General features: G+C 43.2%; 11 protein-coding genes. 7 read left to right on the top strand and 4 right to left on the bottom strand.

All coding sequences use genetic code 11. The annotated features are described in order from the left end of the window. Positions 1-789 (top strand): peptidoglycan DD-metalloendopeptidase family protein, encoded by a 789-nt coding sequence (locus tag VB118_12305; protein MEA4833382.1) that lies wholly within the window; start codon positions 1-3, stop codon positions 787-789. A 77-nt stretch (positions 790-866) separates the two neighbouring features. Here the strand turns inward: VB118_12305 and VB118_12300 are convergent, their stop codons facing one another. The 4 genes from VB118_12300 to pyrB form a co-directional block, all read right to left on the bottom strand. After that, the gene (locus tag VB118_12300; GenBank protein ID MEA4833381.1) at positions 867-1,841 is read right to left on the bottom strand and encodes an ATP-binding protein; all 975 of its coding nucleotides are present in this window, start codon (positions 1,839-1,841) and stop codon (positions 867-869) included. A gap of 164 nt (positions 1,842-2,005) precedes the next feature. Then, positions 2,006-3,010 carry a DnaD domain protein gene (locus VB118_12295; protein ID MEA4833380.1) on the bottom strand — a complete coding sequence of 335 codons (1,005 nt, stop codon included), beginning with the start codon at positions 3,008-3,010 and terminating at the stop codon, positions 2,006-2,008. Further along, complete coding sequence (locus VB118_12290; protein MEA4833379.1) at positions 3,007-4,065, bottom strand: SGNH/GDSL hydrolase family protein; 1,059 nt, start codon at positions 4,063-4,065, stop codon at positions 3,007-3,009. The genes VB118_12295 and VB118_12290 overlap by 4 nt, the downstream gene beginning before the upstream one ends. Positions 4,066-4,090: 25 nt before the next feature. Then, the gene (gene pyrB / locus VB118_12285) at positions 4,091-5,182 is read right to left on the bottom strand and encodes an aspartate carbamoyltransferase (protein ID MEA4833378.1); all 1,092 of its coding nucleotides are present in this window, start codon (positions 5,180-5,182) and stop codon (positions 4,091-4,093) included. 269 nt (positions 5,183-5,451) lie between these two features. Here pyrB and VB118_12280 point away from each other — a divergent pair, with 269 nt between their 5' ends. The 6 genes from VB118_12280 to VB118_12255 all read left to right on the top strand — a co-directional run bounded on the left by VB118_12280 (position 5,452) and on the right by VB118_12255 (position 11,407). Continuing rightward, entirely contained in the window at positions 5,452-6,264 is an 813-nt protein-coding gene (locus VB118_12280; GenBank protein MEA4833377.1) for an HAD-IIA family hydrolase, read from the top strand. A gap of 444 nt (positions 6,265-6,708) precedes the next feature. After that, positions 6,709-7,788: a class B sortase gene (srtB, locus tag VB118_12275; GenBank protein ID MEA4833376.1), complete on the top strand. Its 1,080-nt coding sequence runs from the start codon at positions 6,709-6,711 to the stop codon at positions 7,786-7,788. Positions 7,789-7,857: 69 nt separating this feature from the next. Beyond that, complete coding sequence (locus VB118_12270; GenBank protein MEA4833375.1) at positions 7,858-8,643, top strand: TVP38/TMEM64 family protein; 786 nt, start codon at positions 7,858-7,860, stop codon at positions 8,641-8,643. Between the two features lie 265 nt (positions 8,644-8,908). Next, on the top strand, positions 8,909-9,706 hold the full coding sequence (gene proC / locus VB118_12265; protein ID MEA4833374.1) for a pyrroline-5-carboxylate reductase: 798 nt from the start codon (positions 8,909-8,911) through the stop codon (positions 9,704-9,706). Between the two features lie 114 nt (positions 9,707-9,820). Continuing rightward, positions 9,821-10,495: a hypothetical protein gene (locus tag VB118_12260; GenBank protein MEA4833373.1), complete on the top strand. Its 675-nt coding sequence runs from the start codon at positions 9,821-9,823 to the stop codon at positions 10,493-10,495. A 24-nt stretch (positions 10,496-10,519) separates the two neighbouring features. Further along, positions 10,520-11,407 carry a tyrosine-type recombinase/integrase gene (locus VB118_12255; protein ID MEA4833372.1) on the top strand — a complete coding sequence of 296 codons (888 nt, stop codon included), beginning with the start codon at positions 10,520-10,522 and terminating at the stop codon, positions 11,405-11,407. The last annotated feature ends 104 nt before the right edge of the window (positions 11,408-11,511 follow it).

The raw sequence follows: 11,511 nt of genomic DNA, 5'->3' as shown, positions 1-11,511 counted from the left end.
ATGACGAAAAAAAGAAGAGGAGATTTTCCGATGCAGGACAATAAAAACAAAAAGCCGTCTAAGAAACGCGGCGTGGCTCAGGGCGGGGGCTTATACATAGCCCTTGCGCTGTGTATTCTCGCCGTCATATGTATCGCCACTTATTCGGCGATAAAAAACATGTTCGATATTTCCAATCCCGGTAACACTCCCCCGATTTCAGCCGTAAACCCTCCGCAAACCCAATCTCCGGTAGACAATCCTCAGACAAACGATGCTCCGGCGGCCCAGACAGGCAATAACAACGAAAACCCGGTAGATAATCCTGTTGAAACAAATCCGGCCGGAGAAAATAACAATACCCAGGACAAGCCGGTATCGGTTGACCCGCCCTATGTAAGAACCTACGCAAAACCGATAAACGGTACGGTTTCCAAAGCTTTTTCAGGCGATACGCTCGTATTTTCCACCACAATGAATGATTACAGAGTTCACAACGGTGTGGACATCCCCTGCTCCGTCGGTGACGGCGTTAAATGCTTTTCAGACGGATTTGTAGAAAGCATTACCGAAGATCCCCTGATGGGATATACAATCACAATTAATCATGAAAACGGACTGAAATCGGTTTATCAGAATCTATCCGACGTTTTCCCGCAGGAAATAGGAGAGGGAGTGCGTGTGAGCACAGGACAAATAATCGCCGGAGTCGGCGAAAGCGCTCTTATTGAATGCGCGGAATTGCCCCATCTCCACTTTTCAGTACTGCTAAACGGAGTCGAAGTCGACCCGGAACCTTACTTCGGTTAAGCAAACAAAGCTCAAAGACATGGCATAAGAAAAAGCCCCAGCCCATAAAGCCGCGGGCTTTTTCTTTTATAAAACTGTCAGACCTTTGCCCGGCGGTAATCCACTCCTTCAAATAAAAGCACCTTGAATTCTCCGAACAATCTGGAAATCATACGTGGTTCATACTGCTTTTCAAGCTGCACATAATTTAAATTAGTGCTTATTATCATCGGACGGCCGTCAACCAGACGGGAATTGATAATATTGTATATATCAGATAAAGCCACGCGGTTAGCAAATTCTGTTCCGAGGTCGTCTATTATCAGCAGATCACAGGTAAAATATTTGCCTGTGTCAATATCCTGACTTTTACCGAACCTTTCTCGTTCGAAAGCAAGAAGTATGTTCGGTGCGCTTTCGTAAACGGTGTGATAGCCTTTTTTTATCACAGCTTTCCCTATTGCGCCGGACAGATGAGTTTTTCCCAGCCCTGTTCCTCCGATAAATAATAGAGAGCCGCTTTCATTTCCAAAGGAATCGGCATATGCGAGACATGAATTGTAATTAGTCAGCATTATGTCATATTCGGAGGCTTGTTTGCCTGCTTTAGGCGTTTTTGTGAAGCGGGAAAACGCAAAATTAGTAAAATCCTGCGTCTGAGCCAGTCTGCCGAGACCACTCGATAAAAAGCTGTCCTCGTTTAAAGCTTTTTTCATACACGAACACATATCTATGCCGACATATCCCGTGTCAGAACATAAATTGCATTCGTATTTTACATGAGTATAATCCCTCGGAAAGCCGTGAGAAGCAAGAATATCGCCCTTCTCAGCCTGCAGCATCAGGTTTTCTTTCTTAAGTTCCTCAAGCTTTGCGTTCATATCCGAACCGCCGGCCGAAATGGCCGCGAATATTTTCGATCCCGTCTTTTCAAGCTTCATATCAATATTTTTAATCTCGGGGAAAAGACTGCTTACTTCTTCCCGACGCTTCTGCGCCATGGCGCGCGCGTTTGCCGGCTTTGTTTTAAACATATCGGTAACGCGGATGATTGTTTCTCTGCTGTAGCTCATGGCTTTTACACCTTTACATTATTTCTAAGAGAGGAGGCGGAGATACGGTTGCTTTTTAAAAAGCTCTGCAAAAACTTCAATAATGGGTCTCGCTGTATTTAATTCGCTTATATTTAATTGAGTTTCTTGACATAGGCTTTTCGAAGAAGCTGCGTTTCTTATAATCAGGCACGTCTGGCCTTTTCAACAGCCGCCTGAAAGAAATCGCCTGTATCAAAGCTACGATCACATGACGAAGCAGCTGATTTCGATTTAGAATATTCTTCGGCAACCTTTTCCGGCGTGTCGATTCCGTCGGCGCGCCAGCGATCCATGACCTTTTTCATATATGATATGGAAGGTTTGTTTATAGCGTTGACCGTTATTTCATAAGCGCATTTAATAAGCTCGTCAGTATAGAATTTATCCTGTGACCATTCGCCGACGGCGGTCTTTTCATTTTTGGTAAGCTCACGTTCGCCGATACCGCACATAGCACGCAGCTTTCCTTCAAAGCTCTTGTATTTAACATACCGCTGTATATAAGCTTCAGCGGCGTCGTATGTATTGATTCCGTTTTCACAAAACGCAATAAGCAGCTTTTCGATATATCTGAGCGATTTCTTTCCTTCAGCAACACAATGCTCGGTGGCAAGCATTATAACATCCGTGGGAAGAGCCAGATAATCGTAAAACGAATACAGTATGGAAAGCTCGGTGGTATTAAGCGGCTTTTTAACACGAGTTTCTGTAAATGCCAGCAGCTGTTTAAATTCTTTTTTATTATCGATCGCCGCTGACAGTTCCTCTGAGGTATAACAAGGTTTTTTCTCGGGATCAAAAAGCGGAGCGCGCGTCTGCAAGCCGGAAGTAACTGTTATCTTGGTTTTATCCGTTTCCACGGGAAGCATATCAGCAATTTTTGGCGCTTTTTTCCCAGCGATCTCTATAACTCCGGCGCCGCGCCAAAAGCTGAGAGCGCGCGCAATTTCATCTTTTTCAAATTCCTCCGGAAGCTTTCCGGATAAAGAAGCAGCATCAAACTGCGATAGACCGTCTGAACAAGCGGCGTATAAATATATTATAAGCTTAGATTCGACAATATCCGTACCCGGAAGAAGCTCCGCGATTTTACGCGGCAGAATTATATCGCTTTCAGAGCTTGGACCTATTTTCAATTTAAATTTCATCGTTTTTTGCCTTTTTTATGCAATATAACAGCTGATGCAACCGCAGCAAGAGCTATGACCGCGCATATTGAAATAAATATTTTTGTTATTTTATTATCCTTTATTTCATCCTGATCCGCTCCCGGGTCGTTAATATCGCCCATATCGGTTTGAGTCACATAATCATCGGCGGTGTTTTCTTCCGTTTCAATGTCTGTGGTCTGAGTCTGGGCAGGTGGAATATTTCCGGCATCATTGGAAGAATCAACTGATTCAGAGCAATAATCATCAATTTTTTCTTTACATAATGAGGCGATGAGCTCATGACCGGATAATGTCGGGTGAATATCACCGCGTATTATATACTGCGACGCTTTTCCCGCAAAAGCCGCGCAGACATCAATATATGTATATCCGTTTTCCTGCGCTCCGTCACGGATACGACCATTCACAAGATCAAGATATCCGTTCATAAGCTGCGCAAGTAAGTCCATGCCATCAATTCCGTCAAAGGGATTATATATCGTGTGTACAATCACAAGAGCGTCGGGATTGATATTTTTTATACGCGATATGATATTTATAATGTTGTCATATACCGATTCATCCAGCCCGGAAAAAGCCGCCGCAAGCAATGGTGACGCAAAAACTTCAGCAAGTGAATTCAGATATTCACGGTCTGCAAGGCGTGAAAAATCAATTGAGGAACCGGATGCCGAAAGGAATACCTGAAGAGCACCGAGATAATCGTTGGCGCCGATTGACATGATAAACACACCGCAACCGGATATATCATTATCGTATTCGCCGTTAAGAAAATCATCCGAAAGCTGAGAAGCCTTCTGACCGTCTATCGCGCGGTTGACAAGCGGACAGGAATATTCAGTCTTCAGCCTGTTTGCATAATTATAGGTAAACTCTCTGCCTTTTGAAAAATAATTTTCAAGATTATAGCCGGTCGAAATAGAATCCCCTGCCACAAACAGAGAGCTGACGTTTTGCCCGGCGATCGCTGTATCAACAAAAAAAGCGAATAAAAGCAGCATAGACACGGCGGCAGCGATTATATGTTTCATAACATAAGCTCTCCTTTTTAATACATCATATTTTTTTATCGCAGTATACACATCTGATTTCATCTCCGTCACGGCGCATAAAAGGCTGCAGATAATGTTCAAACGCGGTGACGCATTTAGGATTCGTGCATTTTCGGGTTCCGGTGAAAGCGCGAGGGCTTGGCTTTTTAACAAAGGGCTTTTCACACAGTGAGATGATAAGAGCCATCCTGACGTACATGCCGAATCGCGCCTGATCGAAATAACCGGCTCGGGGATCGTCGTCAACGGCGGGGACAATTTCATCCACCTTGGGAAGCGGATGCATAATTAATAGATCCTTCTTGGCAAAATAAAGCTTGTCCTCGTCAAGCCGGTATACCTTTGACTGAGCGATATATTCGGATTCAGAATTGAATCTCTCTTTTTGGATACGAGTCATATATAAAACATCAAGCCGCGGAATGCATTCCTCAAGGCTCTGCGTTTCGATTATGCGGTTGCCGCTGGAAATCAACAGCTTTTGACACCACATCGGTATTTTAAGCTCACCGGTTGAAATTAAATAGATCGTATTGCCATGATATCTCGAAAGAGCACCGGCAAGTGAATGGACCGTACGCCCGTTGAGCAAATCACCGCAGATACCTATGCAAAGTCCTGTAAGAGTACCTTTCAATCTGGTGATGGTGAACAAATCCGTCAATGTCTGGGTGGGGTGAAGATGTCCGCCGTCTCCGGCATTGATAACCGGAACAGATGAATAATACGAAGCGGCAAGCGCGCTGCCTTCGACCGCCGTACGCATTGCCAGTAAATCGCAATATCCAGAAATTATCCTGATCGTATCAACTAAGGATTCGCCCTTCGAAACCGATGAACGCGCGGGATCGGAAAAGCCAATGACATTTCCGCCAAGGCGAATCATCGCCGCTTGAAACGAAAGCTGTGTCCTGGTGCTCGGCTCGTAAAACAGCGTGCCCAGAAGCTTTCCGGAGCAAACGCCGGCATAATCAGCAGGATGCTCATATATATCCGAAGCAAGAGCGTAAAGCATATTCCATTCTTCGGCCGTTATGTCTCTGAAATCCGTAAGATGCGAAAATTCCACTTTTATGCGATCGCTATCTTTAATCATAATTGCGTTTATTTTTCCTCCGCAGTATTGATAAGGCGAGCTCGCTCTCCGGACGGACAGCGAAAACAAAATTCCGGCTTCAAAAAAGGCGCGATAGCGCCTCAGTTTGGGAGCCGCACACGCTCCATGAGTTATTATAGCATAAGACCGGCTTTTTTTAAATAGACAACCCTTAAATATTTTTATTGAATTCCATAGCTTTATATGTTAAAATTATAAAACAGAATGTATGAAAAACACATGTTGTGTCTGAAAGGCAATATTTTTGTATGAATAATATAACAAGAGAACAGTTTAAGGAGCTGATTGATAAAAAAATCGGCTTTATATGCGACATGGACGGTGTAATATATCACGGCGACAGACTTCTCGACGGAGTTACGGAATTTGTCTCATGGTTAAGACGGGAAAATAAATCTTTTTTATTTTTGACTAACAGCAGCGAACGGGCACCGGTTGAACTTTCGCGTAAAATGCAGCGCCTGGGTCTTGATATTGAACCCATACATTTTTATACGTCGGCGCTTGCGACCGCATCGTTTCTCTCTTCGCAATGCCCGGGAGGCAGCGCGTATGTAATCGGAGAGCCCGGACTCGTTTACGCTCTTTACGAAGCGGGAATAAGTATGAACGATTATAACCCCGACTATGTCATTGTCGGAGAATCACATACGTATAATTACGAAAAAATTGCACACGCTGTCAAGCTCGTCAGAAACGGAGCAAAGCTGATCGGTACGAATACCGACCTCACAGGGCCGTCAAACGAAGGAATAATACCCGCCTGCCGTGCGCTTATATCTCCGATAGAGCTGGCGACGGGAAAAGCAGCATATTTTATTGGAAAACCGAATCCGCTTATAATGCGCCACGCCATGCGCAAGCTTGGATGCCACAGAGAGGAATCGGTGATCATCGGCGACCGCATGGATACCGATATAATAGCAGGTGTGCAAACAGAGCTTGATACAATACTCGTGCTTTCGGGCGTCACCGCCGCGGAGGATCTATCATCATACCCTTACACGCCGACATATGTCTGCAACGGAGTAAGGGATATTTGCACAATCGCAATGTCATAAAAAACAATGTTATAAAACACGTATAAGCCGTAAAACAATCCGAAACCTGCGAAATAGCTTTCCCAATTGGTTTATTATTAACGCGGCAATTAAATAACTGCCGCTTAAAGAGAAAAGACTCTGGCATATGGGCTTTTCTCTCTATAAAATAAGGCTTATTTAATTGCCATTTCAATAACAATAATCCTTCATCATTGTATTTGTACGGTTACATTTTCATTTGTATAGAATCTGTATATATTTAATCGGGCAGTAATATGAACTGTATCGAAATTTTTTAGAAACTATCATCCTGTACTGTTGAATTTTGTTTATAGGGGATATATAATTTAAGAAAGCGCGATATTTCATTTCAATGACAATACCATATAAATAAGCGTTTTAACAGATTTGACCTTAAAACAGCACTTTCAGAATTTATTTTCTTGCAAAGAAGTTATTGCCATGAATAAAAAAATTCCGAAAAGAAGCATCTCCAGCCTGAATTCCTTCTGTGATAACCGGAAATCCGAAGCGTGCCAGCCTTCCGCCTCGGATTTTTGTCATGGCAGAATTAATAAAGGCAAAAGAGAAACAGCGGCATCGCCGGAACTGATTAAGAAAAATTTTGACGATTCATTTAATGAGCTTGTTATAACCTCAGCCGTTCCGAAGGATGCAAATAAAAAATCCGGCAGTTCGTTCGATATTGCCAGATACCTCATTCTCGCCATATGCGCAGGCGTTTTCTTGTATTCTTCATACAATCTGGTAAGCCGTATATTTTCTTATATAGACGGGCGGCGTATTTATAATAATATTTCCGATATGTTCAACGGGAACGGAAGGTTTACGAATCACTATCTCGTAAAATCACCGGAGAATATTGTTTCTCTGCCTGCTCATGATGCTTTGGGCGGAGCCGAACCTCCCACCCCGAACGATTCAAACCAGCAAGCCGATATATCCACGGAGCTGACGCTGTTTAAAATTAATCAATTAAAACAGATCAACCCCGACACGTACGGGTATATATACATTCCGGTTGCTAAAATTTCATATCCTCTTGTTCAGACAAATAACAACAGCGACTATCTCGAGAAAAATTTCTACGGTGACGACCAACCCTGCGGCGCGGTATTTGTGGACTACAGAAATTCAAGAAAATTAACCAAAAACCGCAATACGGTCATTTACGCTCACCGTATGGATGACGGATCGATGTTCGGCAATCTTCATCAATTCAAATATGAAAATATATTTGATAGCGGCACTGTTGAAATAACGACAAACGAGGGTATTTTCCATTATCGTGTGTTCTGCGCCGCGGAGCTTCAGGCAACATATAACTATTACAGAACGGATTTCGAATCCGATGATCAGTTTTTAAAATTCGCAGAAGAAATACAATCCCAAAGCAAATTTAAGACCGATATCGTTCTTAAGCCGACAGACAAGATAATAACGCTCAGCACATGTATGGTCAACATGCATGATTATCGTTTCGTGGTTTTCGCCGTGCTTACAGACAAAACTCTGTTCTGATATACTTGCGTTTTTCGCTTCCCGGCAAAGCGACTTACCGGTAAACATTACGGTATAACCGTACAATATATGAAAAATAAAACAACTGACTCTTCTCCCAAAACTTTAAATGTTCCGCGCAAAACAGCTCTGATTATCAACATAGCGGCGCTTATACTGTTCATCGGTATATGCGTCGCCGTTTGTATTTGTATTTATCCGTATTTAAAAACTTATTCCGAAAATCCTGAATTGGTAGCGGAATACATTCGCCAAAATTCATTCAAGGGAGTTCTTGTGCTGCTTGGCATGCAAATCCTTCAGGTTGTCGTTGCTATCATACCAGGCGAAATACTTGAAATTGCAGCCGGCGTTGCTTTCGGACCAATATTTGGATTGATCCTCGCGGAAATCGGAGTCGCGGCCGGATCAACAATTATTTTTTTACTTTTTAAAAAGCTCGGTAAGCCGCTCGTTTATTCTATGCTTGGAGAAGAAAAGCTTTCTAAGCTCGAAAAATTCGGAGGCGACATAAAAAGGCGCGAAAAAATACTGTTTTGGCTGTTTTTTATTCCCGGTCTGCCAAAAGACCTCCTGACTTATGTCGCTCCGTTTACAGGGTTTTCTCTTACTCGCTTTCTGGCGATCACTCTTATTGCGAGAATTCCGTCGATATTGACTTCTACTGTGGCCGGAGACGCCGTGCTCTCCGGTAATTACGCGACCGCAGCCATTATATTCGCAATTTGCGGAGCCACCGCGGTTATCGGCTGGTTATTAAAAGAGTTTATTATGAAAAAGCTTTCAAAAGCTTCCGGAGATCAGCAACAGACAGAAAAAGCACGTACGGAAAATAATAACTATAAACACAAATAATATTTGGATTTATTCGTTTTGGTCAATATCAATAAAACGCAAAAAGCCCGGGGCTTTACAGCATTTGGCATTCCCGGCAATATGCTGTGGATGTAAGTTTAATCAGATACAATATATATTGTTTTCATGAATTGGCAACATTTTTCGAATTTTACATGATTATGTGATGAATGACGAAAATAGCGTATTTTGTAAAATCCACTTGAAAAATAGTAGAATTTGTAGTATTATGTAAACAAAACTCAACAGATTGAAGGCATATCAAATGACAGGTTTCATCGGTGTCGGCAACATGGCCGGCGCAATAATATCATCTATTCTTAAAAACAACATAGAATCCGGCGGCATAATGCTGTATGACAAGCTGACCTTGCAATATGAAAAATACCCTCAGCTTGCCGTGGCATCGTCCGTAACAGAGCTTGTGAAAAAATGCGATGTGATATTTATCTCCGTAAAGCCCGACAAGGTCGCGGAGGTATTGGCAGAATGTCATGCGGCTCTTGGCGATAACGGAATACAAACAAAGCTTTTTATTTCAATTGCCGCAGGAATATCAATTAAATATTTAACCGGGATATTGGGTGAAAACGCGGCTGTCGTCCGCGTTATGCCAAACACTCCCATGCTCGTAGGATGCGGAGTCTGTGCCCTCTCAAGGGGCAAAAACGTGACCGACAATCAATACTGCTTTGCCCGTACGGTTTTTTCCTCTGCAGGTGAAATAATTGAGCTTGACGAAGATAAAATGAATGCCGTTATATCGCTAACCAGCAGCAGTCCGGCGTATCTTTTCGAACTCGCGGATGCAATGAGCAATGCGGCCGTTATCCAGGGCTTTGATAAAGCCGAATCCGTGCGGCTTTGTGCCGCCGTCTTTGCCGGAGCGGCGAAAATGCTTCTCGAATCCGGTAAGACACCGGCAGAGCTGTCCCGGATGGTCACTTCTCCAGGCGGGACGACGCGCGCGGCACTCGATGTTTTTGAGGCATCCGGTTTTGCTTCCATGATACGTGACGCTATGCTCGCCTGTACCAAGCGCGCTCAGGAGCTTTCAAAATAATCTGAGAGCATATTTTTTTCTCTGATTTCATATAATTTGCCATAGGCAGCTTGCCGGACGGTAAATTTATAATTACGCCGCAAAATGCGGCGTGTTATGGCGGAGGAAAATAATATGCTTTTACTAAGGCATTATAACAAGAACGCATATGACAGAAGGTACGGTATTTTTAAAAAATATGTTCTGTCATATTATTTGATTTTTCTGTTTGCGACACTTGTCGGCGCGATCATATGCTCAAGCTTTATGCTTACAGAAAAGGGCGGCAGCTCCTTCGAAAGCTTTCTTGACTGCGGAGCAACGATCTTCGGAGGAACACAGCCGTTTGTTTCCGCGATTTCCGCCGCGGGATTCTGGCTTTTAATTCTGACGGCAGGACTTATATTGGGCGTCACAGTATACGCTCCGGTTTACGGCGGCGTCGCTATGCTGATTTCCGGAATAAGGTTAGGCTGTTTGGTTCGTTTTTATACGGGAGCACTGATGTATAACAATCTGCTCCCTCTTTATTTATCGGATTGCGTCTTCAGTGTACTCTGCGCAGTTTTGTCCGCTGTTTTCCTCGCGTTTTCTTCATGCGTGGCTTTCAGGCTTTTTACGCCTGACAAAAAGGAATTAACTGAAGATGACAGGATATTTGGCGGAACCCTGTTTAATTCCGAATACTTTATGCAGACAGTGAATTTGCGATTCCTCTCTGTTTATATATCGATATTTATATTATTTGGCGCCGTTTGTTATCTGCTGGCAGCCGCAAAGATATTCGTAGAGAATTTATTTATCATTTGATGAAGCTAAAAGGAGCGGACGTAAATGAATGGCCTCGACAAAGCTCTTGAAAATTATATAGAATCCCTGAAACCCGTTTCTTCTGATAATACTCTGTCTGCATACCGCCGCGATGCTGAAACATTTGTTTCTTATTTCGTATCAGCAGATAAGTCAGAACCTGATGATATAACCGAAGAGGATATTGCTGAATATTTTGCGGACCAGGCTGATAATATGTCTGCCGCCTCGGTCACGAGAAGGCTTTCGGTTGTTAAAGGCTTTTATAAGTATATGTTAAATGCGGGTATATTAACAGAAAATCGCGCGGCTGATGTCAAAGCATCTGGATTTGAACGCAAAACGCCTGATATATTATCACGCACAGAAGTAGAAAAGCTTCTTGCACAGCCTGATATTACCGACCCCAAGGGAATCCGTGACAGAGCTATGCTGGAGGTAATGTACGCGACGGGAATGCGTGTCACCGAGCTTCTTGACCTTCGGATATCAGATTATGTCCCCAGAACGAAAACCATTATATGCAGCTCGGCGAAACGGCCGCGTTCATTTGAGCTATATCCTATCGCCGCCAAATGTCTCGGAGATTATTTAAAGAATTCTCGTCAAAGCTTTATAAAACAAAGTAGCGATTGTGTTTATATATTTATTAACTTTAACGGCGAGCGTATGACACGTCAGGGCTTTTGGAAGCTTCTTAAATATTACGCAGAGGCATCCGGGATCTCCAATCAAATCAGCCCGCATACACTTCGCCACTCGTTCGCTACTCATCTTCTTGAAAACGGAGCGGAGCCGAGAGATGTCCAGGAGCTTTTAGGAAACCGTGACGGAGCGGCTGTTAAGGAATATCTGAACTATATAAAATCGAAAGCTATGGGAAAAGCCATAAAGCACCATCCCAGAGCATGAAATTACGTTCAAGAACTATTAAAACGGCGATTAAATTAATAAAGTTTCTTGCCAGGCTTCTTTTCAAAGAAGCCGCGTATTCCTTTAGTTTATAAATCAGGCGG

It is taken from the genome of Oscillospiraceae bacterium, from assembly GCA_034925865.1.
Classification (GTDB): domain Bacteria; phylum Bacillota; class Clostridia; order Oscillospirales; family SIG627; genus SIG704.
This window is presented reverse-complemented; position numbering and strand designations above follow the sequence as displayed.